Genomic DNA, 20,947 nt, shown 5'->3' with positions numbered 1-20,947 from the left:
GGTGGTTCCGTTCAGGCCGGTCACGGTGGGAACGATGCGGGGCCGTACGGGACGTTTGCATCCCGTACGGTGGCATCTTTCCGGCGAGACGGGGCTCAAAGCCCCAGATCGGCCAATCGCTGGATGTTTTCCTTGTCCAGGGATTCGAGCTTCTGAGCCTGGATCAGGCGCTTGTCGGGGAAGACCTTGACCGGCCCGACCTCGACGAGCTCCATGCCGTCGGTGATTGCCTTGCCGGCGGCCAGCAGGGTCGCGAGCTGCACGAAAACCTGACCTGCGACCAAGGGATTCCAGATATAGCCGCCGCGGATCACGCCGCTTTTGACATATTTGATCCCCTGGCCCGGCGAGAAGCCGCCGACCAGCACGATGGATTTCGCCTTGCCGCGATCGTCCAGCACCTTGGCGGCACCGATCGGCCCTTGCGATCCGAAGGTCAGGATGCCCTTCAGGTCGGGGTGGGCGCGAAGCTGGTCCTGTGTCGTCTTGATGGACTCATCCAGGCTTTCGGCAACGCCGAAGCGGTCGCCGAGCATTTCCATCTTCGGATACTTCTTCTTCTGGTAGGCAATCGCCGCGTCGGCCCAGGCATTGTGCAGTGGCACGGTCAGGGAGCCGACATAGACGATGTATTTGCCCTCTTCCTTCATTTCCTTGGCGAGCAGGTCCATATGCTGTTCGCCATAGGCTTCGACTGTGGTCAGCTCGAAGTCCCAGTCATTGTTCTTTTGATTGGGGCTTTCATGCGAAATCACCTTGATGCCGGCGGCCTTGGCCTTGCCGAGCACCGGCTCGAGAGCCGCCGCGTCGTTCGGCACCACGCCGATCACGTCCACCTTGCGGGCGATGAGATCTTCGATGGCGCGCACCTGCTGGGCGGCGTCGGCCTGTGTCGGGCCGATCATCCAGGCATTGGCCTTGAGCGCCTGCGATTCCTTCTTGATGCCGACCTCCATGGCGTTGAACCAGGGGATGCCGCCGATCTTCACTACAATTCCGGCCTGAACCTGCTTGTCCTGTGCCAGCGTCAGGTTCGGCAAGCCGAAGACTCCCGCCACGGCTCCGCCCGTCAGCGTGCCGAGCAGCCTGCGTCGTGTCATGTCCATGATGTTCTCCTCCTCCGTTTTATTGTCAAGCAGCCGTGTCGGACCGCCCTCCTTCTCGCAGCGTCGAGCCGCGGATTTCCACCGAGCATGCCAGGCGCATCGTCCTGACCGGATCGGCATTCCCTCCCATTCGCTGGGAGAGCTGCTGCCAGGCCGCCGTTGCCATTTCCTCGATTGGCTGACGGACGGTGGTGATTGCGGGACGGACGAGGCGCATCCATTCGGCCTCGTCGAAACTGGCGAATGCGAGATCGCCGGGAGTGGACAGACCGAGATCGGTCATCGTCTGATAGGCGATCAGCGCGGTGATGTGATCGAGTGCGAACAGTGCCTCCGGCCGCCGTTGTGTCAGCGTCTCGTATAGTCGCCGGCGGATGCCGTCGGTCTCTAGGCCGACCTCGACCATGGAAATCGCCATGCCGCCGGCTGCCGAAGCAGCACCCTCCCAGCGTTCGCGCACGTTGCTGATCGACAGCGTGCTGCCGGCAACCGTGCAGGAGCGATAGCCCTGTCCGGAGAGATGGGCGCTGATGGCGGCGGCGGATTGCGCATTGTTGACGGCGATCAGGTCGTAATCCGGATCGTCGGGCAGGCGGTCGACGACGACGATCGGCATCGGCATGATGGACGGCGTGCGATGGCTGAGCGCGCCGTCGCAGGGAATGACGATCAGGCCTGCGGGCCGCCAGGAACGGATGGCGTTGAGGCGCTCCCTTTCCTGTTCGACGTCATTGGCGGCGCTGACGACCAGAAGGTCGAAGCCGTCCTGCCTTGCGAGCGTCTCGAGCGTCGAGACGAATGTTCCGAACATCGGATTGGAAAGATCGGGTACGACGACGCCGGCGAGCGAATGCTTGCCGGAGCGCAGCCGGGAGGCGTGATTGTCGGCGATGTAGCCAAGCTCGGCAACGACGTTGCGGACGCGTTCGATCAGTTCCGGGGCCACGCTCGGCTTTGCGTTCAGGACATTGGAGACCGTGGCGGGGGAGACCCCGGCGCGCTCGGCAACTGTCTTGATCGAAACCGGCTGTCTGCGCTTCACCGTCTTCTTCCGGCTGGGCCGGACCTCCCGTAAAACGTTTTATCAAAAGCTAGACTTTCCGTTCGGCCGTGTCAATATTGTCCTGGTTGGTGCCCTCGGGCGCCTGCTCGAGCGACGCGAAACCTGACGCGTCGTCAGATACGGAGGAGGAGATTTTCCATGAACAAGCTCGGTGTGCATGCATTTGTGTGGGAGAAGGGCTGGAGCAAGGAGGAGAGCAAGCGGGCGATCGCACGGTCGGCCGAAACGGGGTTCGACCTCATCGAAGTCTCGGCGATGGATATGGATGAGATCGATGCCGCCCATACGCGAGCGGAGCTCGACAGGCATGGTTTGGGCTGCACTTTCTCGTTCGGAATGGGCGCGGAGGAGGATATTTCCAGCAATGATCCCAATAAGCTGAAGCGAGGCGAGGCGAAGCTGGAGCGCGCGGTGGCGCTCGCCCGGGATCTGGGCGCGACCCATATTGCCGGCATCCTCTATTCCGCCTTCCAGAAATATGCCGTGCCGCCGACGGCCGACGGCATCAGCCATTCCGCCGATATCCTTCGCCGCGTCGCGGAAAAGGCGGCGGCCAGCAATGTCACGCTGGGGCTGGAGGTGGTCAATCGCTACGAGACCAATGTGCTGAATACCGCCGCCCAGGGCGTCGAGATGTGCAAGCGCATCGGTGCGCCGAACGTCAAGGTCCATCTCGACGTCTACCACATGAACATCGAGGAATCGGATATCTCCCAGGCGATCATCGAGACGGGCGATTATCTCGGCTATTTCCACACCGGCGATTCCCATCGCGGCTATATGGGCTCGGGCTCGATCGATCTGGCCAGCGTATTTCGCGCCTTGGTGAAGGCGAATTACAAGGGGCCGATCACCTTCGAATCCTTCTCGTCGCGTGTCGTCGGCCAGCCGCTCGAAGGCATTCTCGGCATCTGGCGCAACCTATGGGAAGACAGCGGCGACCTTGCCTCCCATGCGCTCATGTATACCAAGGCGCAGCTCAAGGCCGCCCAGGAGGCGCAGAAGCAGAAGGAGCGAAGCCGCCTGCCCGCATAAGCCTTCGCCACTCCAAGAAAGCTGGGATAATATAAGCCGCGGAAGCTGGCCATCGGTGCCGGCTCGCGGCTAGGTCCGGCATGGGGAGGATCGGATGCGAAAGATCTGGTTTGTGGTGCTTGCGGCGATCATCCTGTTCGCGTTTCTTCCCGTCCTCTCGGTTCTCCTTGCCGGCATCACGGCGCAGGTGAGCGGATGTCAGGTCGATGAGGGCAGCGTCCATCCCTGCATGATCGCCGGCTTCGATGCCGGCGAGCTTCTCTATTCGCTGACCGTGCTCGGCTGGCTGATGCTCGCGACCATTCCGGCGGGCCTGATCATGCTGGCCATATGGATGATCGCCTTCCTGGTCTATCTGTGGCGGCGAAGGCGCCAGGGGCGGGCGAGCCGATTGACTTGACCACCTCCATGCCGTCCGGAATTTTTCATGACGGAACGAGACTTCGCGACCTCATGCGGCCAGCGCGGTTTCCGCCATCTTCACCCAATAGCTGATGCCGTAGGGCAGGACGTCGTCGTTGAAATCATAGGAGGGATGGTGCAGGCCGGCGGTGTCGCCGTTGCCGATGAAGATGAAGGCGCCAGGACGCGATTCCAGCATGTAGGAGAAATCCTCCGCTCCCATGCGCGGCGGCGTGTTGGCTTCGACGCCGGCGGCGCCGGCGATCGAGCTTGCGATGCCGATGGCGAATTCGGTTTCGTTGTCGTGGTTGAAGGTCACCGGATAACCGCGATGGTAATTGACTTCCGCTTTCGCGCCGTGCGCTATTGCGGTTGCCTGCGCGACCTCGGTCAGGCGCTTTTCGGCGAAATCCCGCGTTTCGGGCAGCAGCGTGCGCACCGTCCCCGTCAGGGTCACGGAACCGGGAATGACGTTATGGGCGGTGCCGCCATGGGTGGTGGTTACCGAAATGACCAGCGATTTCAACGGGTCGACCTCGCGCGAGACGATCGATTGCAGCGCGATGATCACATGGGCGGATGCCAGCACCGGATCGATCGAGAGATGCGGCGCGGCAGCATGGCTGCCATTGCCGATGATCTCGATCTCGAAACTGTCGGCTGCCGCCATCAGCGATCCCTTGCGGATAGCGAAGTTGCCGACCGGCATGCCTGGTGCATTGTGCATGCCATAGACTTCCTTGATGCCGAACTTGTCCATCATGCCGTCGTCAAGCATGGCAAGCGCGCCGGCGCCGCCTTCCTCGGCCGGCTGGAAGATCACCGCGACCGAACCCTTGAAGTTGCGTGTTTCCGCCAGATATTGCGCGGCCCCAAGAAGCATGGCGGTATGCCCGTCATGGCCGCAGGAATGCGCCTTGCCCGGCACTTTCGAAGTCCACGGCTTGCCGCTGGTCTCGGTGATCGGCAGCGCGTCCATATCCGCCCGGAAGCCGATGGTCGGCCCGTCGCCGTGCCTGCCCTTGATGATGCCGACCACGCCGGTCTTGCCCAGGCCGCTCTCGACGGTGTCGCAGCCGAACTCCTTCAATTTCCGCGCGACGAAGGTCGATGTTTCGAAGACGTCGTAGAGCAATTCCGGCGTTTCATGCAGGTGACGGCGCCAGCCGGCGACTTCCTCTTGCATTTCGGCAACGCGGTTCAATATCGGCATTGTCTCGACCTCATTCGTCCGGTTCAAAGGGATATGGCAGTATATTGCCCTGTGGAAATCTGATTTTGCAAGCTTCAACTTTCATTCTTGAACGAAAAATAGGCCTGTGCTTAGATGGCTCAAAATTTGAGCATCGCCTTTGACGCGTGTGCCGGCAGACGGGAACAATGACAGCGAGTGGCTTCCAAAAACAAGGCTGAAGCGGATAGGCAATCGGAACTCGAGTAAAGAAGAGTTAAACGATTTCAGGAGGTTATCATTCTGCAGGTTTGCGAGGAGCCGATAGCGATCGGAAGTGTCCCGTCCTGGAGCCATTCGAGGCGCTTGAGGATGACGCGCCTCCGCAAAGTCGCCAGACCGGTGGTCGACCACGCGTTTCTCAACCTTCCGCCAGCCGTTCCGGCGCGTGAAGCCCTTTCCCAATCCATAACGCAGCACGGTGTCCCCGGATGGCCTGACAATGGCCCTCGGCGCGCCGATGCGAGCATCTCCACGGCGCGGGGTCCTGTCGACGAAGACCGCCGCGCTGAATATCGCCGGCTTCGATTTTTAGGGGAGGCCGGCGCACGGATGTGAACCTTTAGCGCCGCGGCACATGAGACAGGCCGCGTCGAAATTCCAAACGCACAAGAATCTCAAAGGGGAAATCAAGATGAAGAGACGCAATATCCTTCTTGCCAGCGCGTTTGCGGCTTTCGCCATGGCCGGCTCTGCCGCCCATGCGGAGCGCGGCAGCGACGGCGAGCTGAAGATCCTGTTCTGGCAGGCGGTTTCGACGCTCAACCCGTATCTCTCGGGCGGCACCAAGGAAGTCTACAGCTCCTCGATGGTCATCGAGCCGCTGGCGCGTTACGACGAAACCGGCAAGCTTGTGCCGACGCTGGTGACGGAAATTCCGACACTGGAAAATGGTGGCATCTCCAAGGACATGACGAGCATGACCTGGAAGCTGAAGCCGGATGTCAAATGGTCCGACGGCACCGATTTCACCGCCGATGACGTGGTTTTCACCTGGAAATATTGCACCGCGCCGGACGGCGGCTGCGCCCAGAAGGCGCAATATGAAGGCGTCAAGTCGGTCGAGGCCGTCGATCCCCATACTGTCAAGCTGACCTTCACGGAGCCGAAATATTATCCCTATAGCGCCTTCGTCGGCGGCCAGTCGCCCGTGATCCAGAAGGCCCAGTTCAAGGATTGCCTTGGCGCGGCCGCTCCCGGCTGCACGTCGGCCAATTTCGGCCCGATCGGCACCGGCCCCTTCGTCGTCAAGGAATTCAAGCCGAACGATGTCATTACCTTCGTGGCCAACAAGAATTACCGCGATCCGGCCAAGCCCGCCTTCGCCACGGTAACGCTCAAAGGCGGCGGCGATGCGGTGTCCGCTGCCCGTGCGGTGCTGGAAACCGGCGAATATGATTATGCCTGGAACATGCAGGTCGAGCCGGAAATTCTGGCAACCATGGTGGCAGCCGGCAAGGGCGAGCTGGTGACGGCCTTCGGATCACAGGTCGAACGTATCAACATCAACCATTATGCCGTCGACCCGTCGCTTGGTGACAAGCGCTCGACCAAGGAAGCCGGTCCGCATCCGTCCTTGTCGGACCCGGCCGTTCGCCGCGCATTGTCGATGGCGATCGATCGCGACGTCATCAACGAGACGGGATATGGCGCCGCCGGCAAGCCGACCTGCAATATCGTTCCCGGCCCCGAGGTCTATGCCTCGACGGCGAACGACTGGTGCCTGAAGCCGGATGTCGATGGCGCCAACAAGCTGCTCGACGAGGCCGGCTGGGTCAAGGGTTCGGATGGCATCCGCGCCAAGAACGGCGTGAAGCTCTCCTTCCTGTACCAGACGTCGACCAACTCCGTGCGTCAGGCCACCCAGGCGCTGGTGAAGGACATGTGGGCGCAGATCGGCGTCCAGGCGGAGCTGCGCAATATCAGTGCCTCTGTGTTTTTCGGCGGCGATCCGGCAAGCCCGGACACGTTCCAGAAATTCTATGCCGACGTCGAAATGTACACCAACAATTTTGACGGCACCGATCCGGAAAAATATCTGGCCGAATGGCTGTGCAACAAGATCCCCGCGCCTGAGAACGGCTGGCAGGGGCAGAACATGCCGCGTTACTGCAATCCGGAATACGACAAGCTCGTCGCAGAATTGTCGAAGACGGCCGATCTCGCCAAACGGGCGGAAATCGCCAAGAAAGCCAATGACATGCTGACGGAAGAGGGCGCGCATATCCCGCTTATCTACCGTGGTCAGGTGTCGGCGCGCGCCGTGACGCTCGAAGGCGTCAGGATAAACGGCTGGGATTCCGAACTCTGGAACGTCGCTGACTGGTCTCGCAAGAAGTAGGACGCGAAAGACACCGGCTCCGCCCGATGGCGGGGCCGGCGTCTTCTATCGCCTGAAGGTCTGGAGACTTTCCGATGTTTCATTTTACCCTGCGGCGATTGTTCTTTGCCGTGCCGACATTGCTTGTTATAAGCTTTGTTATTTTTACCCTTCTCGATCTCGCGCCCAACAATCCCACGGGCGACCTGCCGCTGACGATCCCGCCTGAGGTTCGCGAACAGATCCGCGCAGCACTCGGCCTCGATCAGCCCTTCCTCATCCGCTATTTGCGATGGCTGCATCAGTTCTTCGTCAACGAACCGCTGAATATCCTCGAGCAGCTCACCGGCTGGCAGTTCGGCGACGGTCACAGGCTGCGGGTGCTCTCCTGGGCAACGCGCAGCCCCGTGGTCGACCTTGTCGTCCAGCGCCTGCCGCAGACGCTGCTGGTCGTCGGCATGGCCTATGTCTTCGGCATCTTGCTGGCGATCCCGATCGGCGTTCTCTCGGCCTACAAGCAATATTCGATCTTCGACCAGATCGGCACCTTCGTCTCGATGGTCGGCTATTCCGTGCCCACCTTCTTCACCGGCGTATTGCTGATCGTCATCTTCAGCTCCTACCTGCACTGGTTTCCCTCGGTCTACGATACCAATCTGCGCGTGACGGACTGGTCGAGCTTCGTGGCGCAGCTCCGGCAGATGTTCCTGCCCGTCATGGTGCTGACGCTCTACAACGTCTCTCATATCAGCCGTTTCGTCCGCGCCTCCGTGCTCGACAATCTGCATCAGGATTATGTGCGCACCGCCCGGGCCAAGGGCGTGAAGGAGCAGGCCGTGCTGTTGATCCATGTGCTGCGCAACAGCCTGATCCCGGTCGTCACCGTCATCGCGCTCGGCGTACCGACCATCTTTTCCGGCGCTATCATCACCGAGCAGGTTTTCCGCGTGAACGGCCTTGGCCAGCTTCTGATCACCGCCGTGCAGGGCGGGGACATCCCGATGGTCCAGACACTGACCTTCATCTTCGCGGTGCTGATCGTTCTCTTCAATCTGATCGCCGACGTGCTTTACGGCATTCTTGACCCGAGGATTCGTTATGACTGACGTGTCAGCAATCCCGACGACGCTTTCCACCAAGCCGTCGCGTTCGATCATCGCCGATACGTGGCGGCAATTCCGCGCCCATAAGGGCGGGTTTGCGGGGCTGATCGTCTTCCTGTTCATCCTTGCCGTCGTCTATATCGGCCCGCTCATCCACCGCATCGATCCGAACAAGATCGATATCCGCGCCAAGAACCAGGGGCCGTCTCTCGCTCATCCCTTCGGCACCGACAATCTCGGCCACGACATGCTGGCGCAGGTCATGGCAGGCGGACGCATCTCGCTCGCCGTCGGCTTTACAGCCATGTTGCTCGCGCTTCTTCTCGGAACGCTGGTGGGCGTGACATCCGGCTATTTCCGGCGTCTCGACGGCCCCCTCATGCGGTTGACCGACCTGTTCCTGGCCTTGCCGCTGCTGCCGTTGCTGCTGGTCATCATCATGCTGTTCCGCGATACGCTGCGGGCCTATTTCGGGCCGGAAACCGGGATTTTCATCCTCATCGTCTTCGTGATCGGGATTACAAGCTGGATGCATACCGCCCGTATCGTCCGCGGCGATGTTCTGGCGGTCAAGCGGCTCGAATATGTCACGGCGGCAAGAAGCAGCGGCATGCGGGAATACCGCATCATTCTGAAGCATGTCCTGCCGAACGTCATGAGTTCGATCATGGTGTCGGCAACGCTCGGCATTGCTTCGGCCATCATCACCGAATCCGCCCTGAGCTTTCTGGGGCTCGGTTTTCCGTCCGATTTCCCGACCTGGGGACGCCTGCTGTTCGACGGCGCCAGCTTCCTGCAGATCACGCCTTCACGCGTACTCTGGCCGGGCCTTGCCATCTCGCTGACGGTGCTGAGCATCAACTATCTCGGCGATGCGGTGCGCGATGCGCTGGATCCGCGAATCTTGAAAAGCAGGTAGGTTCACTGGCCGCACCATCAATGCCGGGTTGGCCGGCATTGATGGTGGTTGTCCTACTCCCTCGGCGTCAACAGCGCATCGAGGATACCGGCATTCTCTTCCTGGACGATGATGCCGGGATCCTCGGAGACCACGAAGGCCAGGACCTGCTCGATATCATCGAGATGCTGGCGCAGGAGCTTGTAGGCTTTGTCTTCGTTGCGCGAGCGGATGGCCTCGTAGATGGCGCCGTGCTCTTCGACAACTTCGTCGAAATAGCCGGATTTCGGATAGGCGCGGCGGCGCACGCGGTCGAGCTGGCCGGTGGCATTGCGGATCGTATGCCAGATATTGGGAAAGCCGGCCGTCTTGCAGATGAGCTGATGGAAGGCATTGTCGACGGAAAAGGCCTCGTCGTAATCCTGTCGCTTGGCGGAATCGCCCTGCAGGAACATCAGAAGATCGAAATCCTTGTCGAAGACCGGATCATAGGTCCGGGCAGCGAGGCGGACCATGCGCAGCTCCAGACTGGATCGGACGATCTGTCCTTCGATGACGCCCCGGACCGAAATCTTGCTGATAAAGGTGCCGCCGCTCGGCACGACATTGACAAGGCCCTCCTGGGCAAGCCGCAGCACGGCTTCGCGCATGGGCGTGCGGGAGATGCCGAGCTTCGCGCAGGTCTCCTTTTCGCTCAGCATGGCTCCCGGTTCGAGGGCCATGGTGATGATGGCGTCGCGGATGGCGTTGTAGGCCCATTGTGCCTTCGGCTGGCTGTTGCCGTCAGTCCGCAGCTCGGACCGCTTGATATGTACACTCACCCGGAATGATCTCCTCTCCCCGGCATTTTGTCACCCGGTTGAACCGGGCGTCGTCCTTTATACAATGTCTGCGAGCACGCTCTCCAGCGTTTCCAGAAACATATCGGCGTGTTCCCGCGAAAATGGCAAGGGCGGACGGATTTTCAGGACGTTTCCATGAGCTCCCGAGGCGCTGATGAGGACGCGGCGCTCTCGCAACCCGTTGACGACGGCAAGAGCCAGCGCACCGTCCGGGGTGCAGCTTTCACCATCCTTGACGAATTCCAGCCCCAGGAACAGGCCGGCGCCCCTGACATCGCCGATGCTGGCGAATTTCCGCTGCAGCGCCCGCATGCCCGCAAGCATATGCTCGCCGGTGGTCGCGGCATTTTCCATCAGCTTCTCGTCACGGATGACGTCCAGTACGGCACTTGCCGCGGCGATCGAGACGTGATTGGCGCCGAAGGTGTTGAAATAGCGGACATCTTTGCCGAACCGTTCCTGTACGTCGGCCTTCATCACGACGGCGGCGATCGGCATGCCATTGCCCATCGGCTTGCCCATCACGGCGATATCGGGGACGATTCCATGCCGCATGAAGCCCCACATGTGCTTGCCGGTGCGGCCGAAGCCGGGCTGAACCTCGTCGGCGATGTAAAGCGCGCCGGCTTCATGGACCACGGCGAGCGCCTTTTGCAGGAAGCCCGCCGGACCGGGCAGGATGCCGTCCGTCGAAAAGATACTGTCGGCGATGAAAGCGGCGGGGCGAATGCCGTGGCGACGCATGAAGGCGATTGCCTTGCTCACATCCTCGGCGAGTGCATCGCCCACATCCCGGCCCTGGGCGCGATAGGCATTCGGAGCGGGAACCGTGATGACATGCGGGCCAAGCGGAACGCCCGCGCCGAGCGACGGAGAAATCTCGACGGCGGCGGCGGTGACGCCATGATAGGCGTTCTCGGTGATGATGATGCCCGTCCCGCCGGTATAGTGGCGAGCGATGCGCAGGGCGAGATCGACGGCCTCGCTGCCGGTGCAGGTATACATCACCCGGTCGATCTCGTCCGGAAAGGTGGCGAGCAGCCGTTCGGAATAATCGAGGATATTTTCGTCCAGATATCGCGTATGCGTGTTGAGCACGGCCGCCTGCCGGGCAATGGCCTCCACGACGCGCGGATGGCAATGGCCGACCGAGGGCACGTTGTTATAGACATCGAGATGGGCCTTGCCTTCGCCGTCGTAAAGCCAGACGCCCTCGGCGCGCACCACATGCAGCGGGTTGTCGTAGAACAGCCGGTAGGAGGGGCCGAGCAAGGCCTGACGCCGCTCGACCATTCGCCGTTCGCGTTCGGGCAGGGTGCTCAGCTTCGATGCATCGAAGCCGTTGATCATGCCGGGAGCGGCCGTTTCGATTTTGGGCGTGGTCATTGCTTTCGCTTTCCTTGCTGGCAGGCAGTGGCAAGCCGCGCCACGATGGTTTCGGCCGGGATCGCATCGAGGCGCGTAAATTGCGCCCAGACCGTCGGACTGTTGCGCACATAGAAGTCGCGATTTTCCGGAAAGAGCCCGGCCCGCCATTGCGGGATGGCAAGACGCATGACCATACGCGTGAGGATTGCCGGATAGAGGACGGCTATTTCCTGTGCCGTCAGGCTGACAAGCGTCGAATATTCCTCGAGAAAATCGCAGATCGCCCCGATGGGATCGGTGGCGTCGCCCATCTGATAGGCGGCGGCGACGGCGACGTCGAATACCCTTGGCGCATGCACCATATCGCCGAAGTCGATGATGCCGCTCACCGTCTCCGGCGTTTCGGGATCGACGAGGATATTCTCCATGTTGAAATCATTATGCACCACCTGCGCCGGGAGCGAGGCCATGACGGGCACGATCCGCGTTTCGAAGTCGTCCATCGCCGCTTCCAGCCGGCGGCGCTGCGCCACGTCTGAAAAGACCGGCAGGAGATCGCGCATGCCGATTGCGTGCTGCATGTCCCAGGTGATGCGGTGCCCGGCTGCCGGGTGCGTGAAGCTGGAGAGCGCCATCTGCATGCGCGCCAGCAGCGCGCCGACATTGCGTCGCTGCCGTTTCGAATGCGGCGCGGCCTTCTGGGCGATCCCCGGCAGGAAGGTCACCATGCGCACGCCGCGCGTTCCGCCGTCCTCGGCCGTCATACGGAAATCCGCCTCGCCATCGAGCGTGCGAATGATGCGCTGCACGGGGATACCGGGATCGGCGGCCTCCACATGCAGCAGCGCCTGGCTGTGCATGGAGGTCATGCCGGGATCTTCCGCCGGATTGAGGACCTTGAAGAGATAATCCCGCCCATCGGCGAGGGTCAGCCGATAGTTCGAATCCTTCTCGCCCCACAGCCATTGCATGCGTCCGTCCAGCCCGTATTTTTCTCGGGCGACGGCCTCGGCCTGATCGGCCGGCACGGCGGCGGCGCCGGTTTTCAGCTCGGCACCGATGCCCGCGTCGCGGGCGGAACTGCTTAACATGGGCTTCCTCTGCTTGTTATATGTTTCAGCCGAGCGCGAATGCTCCATATTCGCTTCCGGCCAGTCCTCCGCCGCATGCGCATGGAGCGGATGCTTGCGTGACCAATACGGCTAAAGCGCGCGAGGGGCCGACGGAAATTGTTCCGGAAAGGCCGTCTGATAGGCCGCGGCGAGTTTCAGCACGATGTCGTCGCGATAACGCGGGCCGACGAACTGCAGGCCGATCGGCAGGCCGCCCGCGTCGAAGCCGCAGGGAACCGAAACGGCCGGCTGTCCCGTCATGTTGAAAGGGTAGGTAAATGGCGACCAGTCCGACCAATCCTTGCCTTCGATGCCGCCAGGAAAATCAACGCCGGCCTCGATCGCCGTCGTCGGCATGGTCGGCAGCATCAATGCGTTATAGGTCTCATGGAAGGACGCCATCTTGACCTTCAGGTCTGCACGCACCTGCTCCGCGGCGACATAGTCGATGGCGGTCAAGGCGCTGCCCTTTTCGTGAATGCGCAGAAGGCCGGGGTCCATCAGCTTCCTCTGTTCCTCGGTCGGGTTGGCAAGGTCGACCGTCCGTGCTTCCGCCGCATACCAGAGGGTCAGCAGGGCGTCCTGCGGATTGGAGAAGCCGGGATCGACCTCCTCGATGATGGCGCCCATGTCGGCCAGGCGCGAGGCCGCCCGCTCGACGGCGGCGGCCACGTCCGGCTGGACTTGCGCATAGCCGAGATTGCGGCTGTAGCCGATTTTCAGCCCCTTGATGTTCGCGCCTTTTATGGCTTGCCGCCAGTCCGGAACCGGGCTCGGGCAGTAGCCATACATGGCATCCGGCGTCGGGCCGGTCGTCGCGTTGAGAAACAGCGTGGCGTCCTCGACGCTACGGGTCAGCGGACCGCGATGGGCGAGTTCGAACAGCGGTGTCGGCGTATCCGATGGTATCCAGCCATAGGTCGGCTTGATGCCGAAGATGCCGCAGAACGAGGCGGGAATGCGGATCGATCCGGCGCCGTCGGAGCCTTCATGCAGGACGCCCATGTTGAGTGCGGCGGCGACTGCCGCGCCGCCCGACGAGCCGCCGGAGGCGCGATCGGTGCGCCAGGGGTTGAGCGTGTTGCCGAAGGCCGGGCCATGGGTCACGCCCTTCCAGCCGAATTCCGGCGAGGTCGTGGTTCCGAGCACGGTGACGCCGGCAGCGCGGAGCCGTTTCATGATCAGGAACTCCTTGTCGGAAGGTTCCTTTGAGCCAAGCGCCGAGCCGCGCCGCCAGGGAATGCCCTTGACCGGGGTCAGTTCCTTGATCGTCGTCGGTGCGCCGTCGATGGGGCTCAGCGGCTCGCCTTTCCGCCAGCGGGCTTCCGATTCCCCGGCTGCCGCCAGGGCCATTTCCGGCATCACATAGGCAAAGGCATTGACAGAGGGATTGAAGCGTTCGATGCGCTCCAGCGAGGCTCGCGCCGCCTCCACGGGGGAGGCCTTTCCGGACGCGAAAAGCGCCGACAGTTCCACCGCACTCATCTCGCCGAGATCTGTTTTGACCGATGTATCCATGATTATCAAATCCCCATCAGGCTCTTGTTTTCCCGACCTTGTCGAGCGCGCGACCGACCGCATCGAACATGTCGTCGATCTGTTCGGCGGTGATGATCAGCGGCGGGCAGAAGCACAGCGCCTCGCCGATATTGCGGGAAATCACACCTTCCTCTTCAAGCGCCGCCGAAACGGCCGCTGCGGCATCGCCGGGTTTGGCGTCGGCCCATGGTTTTATTTCCAGCGCGCCGATCAGCCCGACGCCGCGAGAGGAATGGGCCAATGGATGCTCCGCAAGCTCGGCGAGGCGGCTGAGGAATTGTCTCTCCAGGCGCGCGGCATTGCCGACCAGATCGCGCTCCTGGATGATCTTCAGGTTTTCAAGGCCGACCGCCGTCGCGACCGGATGTCCCGAGGCGGTAAAACCATGGCCGAATACGCCGATGCGGTCGGATTCGTCGGCGATCGGCTGGTAGAAGGTGTCGTTCATGATGATTGCCGAAAGCGGCATGTAGGAGGACGAGATCTGCTTCGAGACGATCAGCACGTCGGGTTTGATATTACAGGTCTCGCAGGCGAACATCCTGCCGGTGCGTCCGAAACCGCAGATCACCTCGTCGGCGACCAGCAGGATATCGTATTTTTTCAGGATCGCCTGCACGCCTTCCCAATAGCCGGCCGGGGGAACCAAAACGCCGCCGGCACCCATGACCGGTTCACCCCAGAAGGCGGCGATGGTTTCGGGGCCTTCCGTGAGGATCAGCGCTTCCAGATCGGCGAGAATGCGGGCGGTGAAATCGGCTTCGCTCTCGCCGTCCTTTCCGAAATGCACATAGGAGGGGCACGAGGTGTGGATCATCCGGTCGAGCGGCAGGTCGAAGCTTTCGTGGTTGCGCGGCAGGCCGGTGATCGAGGCGGCGGCGATCGTGACGCCGTGATAGCCCTTGATGCGGCCGATGATCTTCTTCTTGTCCTTGTTGCCAAGCGCATTGGAGCGGTACCAGACCATCTTGGCCGCGAGGTCGTTGGCTTCGGAGCCGGAGGAGGTGAAGTGAACCTTCGACATCGGCACCGGTGCGATGGAGATCAGCAGTTCGGCAAGATCGATCGAGGGGCCATGCGTCTTGTAGGAGAAGGTGTGGTAGTAGGGCAGCTTCTCCATCTGGGCCTTGGCGACCTCCGCCAGGCGTTTTTCGCCGAAGCCGAGCGCCACCGACCAGAGACCCGCCATGCCCTCGATATAGCGCTTGCCGTTATTGTCGGTGACATAGATGCCGTCGCCGGATTCGATCACCAGGCCGCCAGTCTTCTCATATTTGCGCAGGTTGACGTTGGGATGCATCTGATAGGCGATGTCCCGGCCTTCGATGGAATTGGATACGATGCGCATGTGCAGTGGCTCCTTCGGTCTTGCCGATCGTTCGGGTTCAGGCGCGTTTTGACATCATCTGCGCTTCCCGGTCCCGGCCGGGAATGGCATCGATCAGGCTCCTGGTGTAGGCGTGTTTCGGTGTGTTGAAGATTTCCGCGCCGGCGCCGAGCTCAACCACGTGGCCCTTCTGCATCACCATGACGCGATCGCAGATCTGTGCGGCGACACGCAGGTCGTGCGTGATGAAGACCAGGGAAAGATCGAGTTCCTTCTTCAGCCTGCCCAGAAGCTCCAGCACCTGCGCCTGGATGGAGACGTCGAGTGCCGATACCGCTTCGTCGGCGACGATGATATCCGGTTCGAGCGCAAGAGCCCTGGCGATGCCGATGCGCTGGCGCTGGCCACCGGAAAATTCGTGCGGATATCGGCTCGCCGCCTTCGGGTCGAGACCGACCATTTCCATCAGTTCCGCCGCGCGTGACAAAGCCTTCCTTTCATCCTCGCCATAGGCGATCGGGCCGTCGGCGATGATGCGCCCAACCCTCTCACGCGGATTGAGCGATGAGAAGGGGTCCTGGAAGATCATCTGTATGCGCCGGCGCATGGCGCGCAGCTCCTCGCCCTTGAGATGCGCCATATCCTGGCCGCCAAGCAGGACGCGGCCGCCATCCGGGTCCTGCAGGCGCACGAGACAGCGCCCGACCGAGGATTTGCCGGAGCCGCTTTCCCCGACAATGCCAAGCGTTTCGCCCCGGCCAAGCGAAAAGCTGACACCATTGACGGCATCCACCGATTTAGGCTTCGAGAAAAGGCCGCCGCCCATGCGATAGGTCTTGGTGAGGTTTTCGACCGAAAGCACCGTTTCGCGCTGCGTCTGCTTCGGCAGGCCGCCACCCGGCTGTGGGATCGCGGCGATCAGCTTTCTCGTATAGGGATGCTGCGGCGAATAGAGAACGTCCTCGGCCGCACCCTGCTCGACGATGCGTCCGAACTGCATGACGCTGACATAGTCGGCAATCTCCGCCACCACGCCGAAATCATGGGTGATGAACATGACCGCCATGTTGCGTTCGCTCTGCAGACGGCGGATCAGTTTCAGGATCTGCGCCTGGGTCGTGACATCGAGCGCGGTGGTGGGCTCGTCGGCGATCAGCACCTGCGGTTCGAGTGCCAGCGCCATGGCGATCATGACGCGCTGCCGCTGACCGCCGGAAAGCTGAAACGGATAGGAGGCTGCGGCGCGAGCCGGGTCCGGCAGGCCGACCTCGGTCAAAAGGTCCAGCGCCTTCGCCTTGCGTTCCCTTGGGGTCAGGAGACCATGCGCCTCGAACACTTCCTCGATTTGCGCCGACACTTTCATCAGCGGGTTCAGTGCCGACATCGGCTCCTGGAAGATCATCGCCACCCGGCGGCCCCGAATATCGTAGAGCTGCTCCGGCGCAAGCTGCAAAAGATCGACATCCTCCAGCAGGATGCGTCCCTGGGCGATGCTGACCGCTTCGGGCAGCAGTCCCATCAGCGCATTGGCCGACATCGACTTGCCCGAACCGCTCTCGCCGACGACACAGAGCGCTTCGCCGGGATGCAGCCGGAAGCTGACGCGGTCGACGGCATAGGCGCGATCCGAGCCGGCGGGCAGGGCGATGCTCAGCCGGTCGATATCAACGACCGGTTCGCCGCGATCGACGCGTTGCGGGTGAACGATGGGATTGAATGACACATCTTCGCTCATTGCGCGCCTCACTTTCGCCGGTGCGCGAGGCGCGGATTGAGGGCATCGTTCAGGCCTTCGCCGACCAGATTGAGGGCGAGCACGGTAAGCAGGATGGCGAGACCGGGAAAGAAGCTGACCCACCAGGCCTGCCGGATCACGGTGCGGCCGGCGCCGATGATATAGCCCCAGGACATAACGTTGCGGTCACCGAGGCCGAGGAAGGACAGCGAGCTTTCGATGAGGATGGCGGCCGCCACCATCATCGAGGCAAGCACGATGATCGGGGACAACGTGTTGGGCAGGATCTGCCGCCAGATGATGGTTGCGTGTGTCTGGCCCGACAATACGGCCGCCTCGACGAATTCCCGTGAGCGCAGCGACATCACCTCGCCGCGCAGCAACCGCGCCACCGGCGGCCAGGAGACCACGGCGATTGCCACGACGATGGAGCCAATGGAGGGTTGGAAGATGGCGACCAGCACGACGGCAAGCGCGAAGCTCGGAACGCTCTGGAAGAATTCGGTAAGGCGCATCAGGATGTCGTCGACCCAGCCACCGAAATAGCCGGCGAGCGCGCCGATCGGAATGCCGATGAGCAGCGATACCATAGTCGATACCAAGCCGACGAGCAGGGAGACATGCGCGCCATGCGCCAGTCCGGCGGCCAGGTCGCGGCCCATCGGGTCGGTGCCGAGGAGAAAGCGCTCCGTCGTAAACGGCGGCAGGAACGGCCGCTGCACCATCGCCCATGGCGACTTGGGGTAGACGAAGGGAGCGACGATCGACAGGATCACGACGGCGGCGAGGATGAACAGACCGATGACGGCGCCGCGGTTCCGCGAGAAACGCTTCCAGAAATCCTTCATGACGTCACCCGGATGCGCGGATCGACGATGCGATAGAGCACGTCGGTGATCAGGTTGAACAGCAGCACCATGGCGGCCGAGACGATGAAGACGCCAAGCAGCAGATTATAGTCACGCTGCGATAGGGCATCGAACATCAGCCGGCCGATGCCGGGCCAGGCAAAGACCGTCTCGATGAGCACCGCGCCGCCAACCAGTTGCCCGGCCTGAAGACCGGCCAGGGTGACGACCGGGAGGATGGCGTTGCGCAGCACATGCCGGCGCTGGATGACCGCGGGGCGCAGGCCCTTCGCCCTGGCGGTCTTGACGAAATCGAGCCGGTTGACCTCCAGCATCGAGGCGCGCGTCATCCGCACGTAGATGGCCATGAAGAACAGGCCGAGCGTCATGGCGGGAAGGGCGAGATGCTGGAGAATATCCAGCATGCGGGCGAAGCCGGTATAGTCCGCGCCCACGGTTTCGTAGCCAAAGCCGGGCAGCCAACCGAGCTGCACGGAAAACAACAGCACCGCCATCAGCGCCAGCCAGAAAAGCGGCGTCGCGTAGAAGATCAGCGTCACCAGCGAGATCAGCGTGTCGGACCAGCGCCCCTGGCGCATCGAGGAGACGACACCGGCGACAATACCGAGGCCGAGCGAGATGACGAAGGCCGAGACGGAGAGAAGCAGCGTCGCCGGCAGGCGATCGAGGATCAATTGCAGGACCGGCAATTGCTGACGATAGGAATAACCGAGGTCGAGCCGCACGATCGAGGAAATGTAGATCCACAATTGCACATAGAGCGGCTTGTCGAGCCCGAAGCGCTCCTGCAGCTGCTGCAGAAACACGGCATCGGTTTCGCCCGCTTCTCCGGCCATCACGGCGGCGGGATCGCCCGGCGCCGCATGGATCAGGAAGAAATTCAAGATGGCTATGCAGATGAGGATGACGGCCGCCTTGAGCAGCCTTGCTGCAATGAATCGGATCATGATGGCCTCCGGATGCGATGTTCATGCGGGGTGAGTGCACGGGGAAATTCTTCCCCCATGCATGCCGTCATTTCTGTATCCATGTATCGCGCAGGGATTCCGCGAGCCCGTTGGCGGTGGTCACGATATCCTGGAATTTGCAGTTGTAGATGGTCGGAAAACCCAGTTCGAGCAGCCAGGCAACCGGCACGTCGTCCTGAAGCTTGGCCTGCACCTGATCGTAGATCTTCTGGCGCTCGGCGGCCGGATAGGCGACGGCGGCAGTATCGAACAGCTTGTCGACTTCGGGGTTCGAATAGCCCTCGACATTGTTCCAGGGCGAACCCTTGGAAATCTGCTTGGTCTTGTAGTTGCGTTCGACGCCGATCGCCGGATCGCCGTTCTGGTAGAGATAGGTGAAGGCGAGATCGTAGTCCCAGTTGCTGACATGCTGGTTCCAGCCGGCGACATCGGTCGCCTCGATCTCGACGGGAATGCCGACATCGGCAAGGTTCTGTTTCACCGCTTCGGCCCAGCGTTGCCAGGTTTCGCCATAGGGAAGCGGCAGCAGGCGGAGCGGCTTGCCGTCATAGCCGATTTCCTTCAGCAGTTCCTTCGCCTTGTCCTGATTGAATTCATATTGCTGGCCACTCGCCTTATAGAACGGAAGCTTGGACGAGAACGGGCCGGTCGCAACCTTGCCCATGCCGTTCCACAGCGCATCCTTGGCGAATTCGCGGTCCAGCGCATACATGATCGCCTGACGGAACTTCGGATTGTCCATCGGTTTGACGCGGTTGTTCAGCCAAAGCCAGGAGAGCGGCGAGAAATATTCCCAGCCTTTTTCGGTGACACAGGTATTCGGCAGCGCCGAAAGGCGCGGGACGTCGAAATTTTCGACCGAACCGCCGGGCAACACATCCACTTTGCCCGTCTCATAGGCCACGGCGCGCGCGGCGCCGTCCGGGATAATTTGGTAGTAGAGTTCATCGAGATAAGGTTTGCCGGGCAGGTAGTAATCCTTGTTCTTTTCGAGCTTGATATAGCTGCCCTTCTTCCATTCGACGAATTTGAAGGGACCGGTCCCGATGGGTTTCTCGTTGTTCGGGTTGGTGGCGTAATCCGTGCCTTCGTAAAGATGCTTCGGCACGATCGGCATGGCGCTGAAATTGAAGGCGCGGATGAAGGGCTCGAAGGGCTGCTTCAGCTTGAAGACGACCGTCTTGTCGTCAGGCGCGGTGACGCTCTCCACATGCTCCATCAGATTGCGATGGCGCGGCTGTGTCTTCATCAGGAAGTCGTTGGCGGTGAACAGCACGTCGGCCGAGGTCATCGGCTTGCCGTCGTGAAAGACGACATTGTCCTGGAGCGTAAAGGTGTAGGTCAGCCCGTCGCCGGAAATCGTCCATGCCTTGGCGAGCGACGGCATCGGCTGCAGCTTCTCGTCGTAACGCAGCAGGCTCTCGAAGATATTGCCGCCGACGGCAAGGCTCGGGCCGTTGGTGGTGATGCCGATCATCAGGCTGGGCGGTTCCGGCTGGACGATGAGATTGATCTTGCCGCCCGCGACCGGTGCGGCTGAGGCCGCGCTTGCGGTAAGGATCAGGGCGAGAGAGATGGAAAGCAGGCGTCGCATGAAGTTCCCCTTATGGATTTTCGTTCGTGTGCGGACGTTACTTTGCATTGCGACATCGCTCCGAAGGCCGGCTGCGGCCTGCGGATGGGCGGTGCGTATCAACGGATCGGAGCTTTTGACGCGCCAGCTAGGGCGAACGACGCTCCGATGGTGAACCGATATACTGGTATATATTTGCGTCAGTGACCGCATTAAGAGCCTTCCAAACCCGGCCTGTCAAGCGGCTCTCGTGGAAAATTCGCATAAGTTTTGTGCGCGCTCCTGGAGTGCGTATTAATTGCGCATGTTGGGTATGGATGGGCGCTGAGAGGCTTGAATTGCCCAAAAATGACGCCGGATTCGAGGTTGGCTCCGAAGCGGGCATTCGAGATGACGGCGAGGGAATGGAAAAAATAGATTTGAAGGTCTAAGGCTGCGATCGGTGCACGCTGCCGG

General features: G+C 61.6%; 17 protein-coding genes. 5 read left to right on the top strand and 12 right to left on the bottom strand.

Going from position 1 to position 20,947, the window contains the following annotated elements; all coding sequences use genetic code 11:
- Positions 1-95: 95 nt before the first annotated feature.
- Together FHX11_RS13305 and FHX11_RS13300 are read right to left on the bottom strand one after the other, a co-directional pair.
- The gene (locus tag FHX11_RS13305; protein WP_184358098.1) at positions 96-1,106 is read right to left on the bottom strand and encodes a substrate-binding domain-containing protein; all 1,011 of its coding nucleotides are present in this window, start codon (positions 1,104-1,106) and stop codon (positions 96-98) included.
- Between the two features lie 25 nt (positions 1,107-1,131).
- Entirely contained in the window at positions 1,132-2,148 is a 1,017-nt protein-coding gene (locus tag FHX11_RS13300; protein ID WP_184358097.1) for a LacI family DNA-binding transcriptional regulator, read from the bottom strand.
- Between the two features lie 159 nt (positions 2,149-2,307).
- On the opposite strand from FHX11_RS13300, the gene FHX11_RS13295 reads away from it, so the two are divergent.
- Both FHX11_RS13295 and FHX11_RS13290 read left to right on the top strand, forming a co-directional pair.
- Positions 2,308-3,204 (top strand): sugar phosphate isomerase/epimerase family protein, encoded by an 897-nt coding sequence (locus FHX11_RS13295; RefSeq protein ID WP_184358096.1) that lies wholly within the window; start codon positions 2,308-2,310, stop codon positions 3,202-3,204.
- Between the two features lie 94 nt (positions 3,205-3,298).
- Positions 3,299-3,604: a hypothetical protein gene (locus FHX11_RS13290; protein ID WP_184358095.1), complete on the top strand. Its 306-nt coding sequence runs from the start codon at positions 3,299-3,301 to the stop codon at positions 3,602-3,604.
- A 51-nt stretch (positions 3,605-3,655) separates the two neighbouring features.
- Here FHX11_RS13290 and FHX11_RS13285 read toward each other — a convergent pair whose 3' ends face one another.
- The gene (locus FHX11_RS13285) at positions 3,656-4,819 is read right to left on the bottom strand and encodes a M20 aminoacylase family protein (protein WP_184358094.1); all 1,164 of its coding nucleotides are present in this window, start codon (positions 4,817-4,819) and stop codon (positions 3,656-3,658) included.
- A 652-nt stretch (positions 4,820-5,471) separates the two neighbouring features.
- Here FHX11_RS13285 and FHX11_RS13280 point away from each other — a divergent pair.
- The 3 genes from FHX11_RS13280 (at position 5,472) to FHX11_RS13270 (ending at position 9,179) form a co-directional block, all read left to right on the top strand.
- Positions 5,472-7,178, top strand: coding sequence for a peptide ABC transporter substrate-binding protein (locus FHX11_RS13280; protein WP_184358093.1), 1,707 nt, complete (start codon positions 5,472-5,474; stop codon positions 7,176-7,178).
- Between the two features lie 74 nt (positions 7,179-7,252).
- Positions 7,253-8,263, top strand: a complete 1,011-nt coding sequence (locus tag FHX11_RS13275) for an ABC transporter permease (RefSeq protein ID WP_184358092.1) — start codon at positions 7,253-7,255, stop codon at positions 8,261-8,263.
- Positions 8,256-9,179, top strand: coding sequence for an ABC transporter permease (locus FHX11_RS13270; RefSeq protein WP_184358091.1), 924 nt, complete (start codon positions 8,256-8,258; stop codon positions 9,177-9,179). The genes FHX11_RS13275 and FHX11_RS13270 overlap by 8 nt, the downstream gene beginning before the upstream one ends.
- A gap of 53 nt (positions 9,180-9,232) precedes the next feature.
- Here FHX11_RS13270 and FHX11_RS13265 read toward each other — a convergent pair whose 3' ends face one another.
- The 9 genes from FHX11_RS13265 to FHX11_RS13225 all read right to left on the bottom strand — a co-directional run bounded on the left by FHX11_RS13265 (position 9,233) and on the right by FHX11_RS13225 (position 20,512).
- Positions 9,233-9,979, bottom strand: coding sequence for a GntR family transcriptional regulator (locus FHX11_RS13265; protein ID WP_184358090.1), 747 nt, complete (start codon positions 9,977-9,979; stop codon positions 9,233-9,235).
- A gap of 57 nt (positions 9,980-10,036) precedes the next feature.
- Entirely contained in the window at positions 10,037-11,350 is a 1,314-nt protein-coding gene (locus tag FHX11_RS13260; protein ID WP_184358210.1) for an aspartate aminotransferase family protein, read from the bottom strand.
- A gap of 32 nt (positions 11,351-11,382) precedes the next feature.
- Positions 11,383-12,459 (bottom strand): phosphotransferase, encoded by a 1,077-nt coding sequence (locus tag FHX11_RS13255; protein WP_184358089.1) that lies wholly within the window; start codon positions 12,457-12,459, stop codon positions 11,383-11,385.
- A gap of 111 nt (positions 12,460-12,570) precedes the next feature.
- Positions 12,571-13,998, bottom strand: coding sequence for an amidase (locus FHX11_RS13250; protein ID WP_184358088.1), 1,428 nt, complete (start codon positions 13,996-13,998; stop codon positions 12,571-12,573).
- Positions 13,999-14,014: 16 nt separating this feature from the next.
- Positions 14,015-15,367, bottom strand: coding sequence for an aspartate aminotransferase family protein (locus FHX11_RS13245; RefSeq protein ID WP_184358087.1), 1,353 nt, complete (start codon positions 15,365-15,367; stop codon positions 14,015-14,017).
- A 37-nt stretch (positions 15,368-15,404) separates the two neighbouring features.
- Complete coding sequence (locus FHX11_RS13240) at positions 15,405-17,081, bottom strand: ABC transporter ATP-binding protein (protein WP_184358086.1); 1,677 nt, start codon at positions 17,079-17,081, stop codon at positions 15,405-15,407.
- 8 nt (positions 17,082-17,089) lie between these two features.
- Positions 17,090-17,929, bottom strand: coding sequence for an ABC transporter permease (locus FHX11_RS13235; protein ID WP_184358085.1), 840 nt, complete (start codon positions 17,927-17,929; stop codon positions 17,090-17,092).
- Positions 17,926-18,897, bottom strand: a complete 972-nt coding sequence (locus FHX11_RS13230; protein WP_184358084.1) for an ABC transporter permease — start codon at positions 18,895-18,897, stop codon at positions 17,926-17,928. Before FHX11_RS13230 ends, FHX11_RS13235 begins: the two co-directional genes overlap by 4 nt.
- Before the next feature lie 67 nt (positions 18,898-18,964).
- A complete protein-coding gene (locus FHX11_RS13225; RefSeq protein WP_184358083.1) occupies positions 18,965-20,512 on the bottom strand; it encodes an ABC transporter substrate-binding protein in 1,548 nt (515 codons plus the stop codon).
- Positions 20,513-20,947 lie beyond the last annotated feature (435 nt).

The organism is Rhizobium sp. BK602 (assembly GCF_014195095.1).
Lineage (GTDB): Bacteria > Pseudomonadota > Alphaproteobacteria > Rhizobiales > Rhizobiaceae > Rhizobium.
This window is presented reverse-complemented; position numbering and strand designations above follow the sequence as displayed.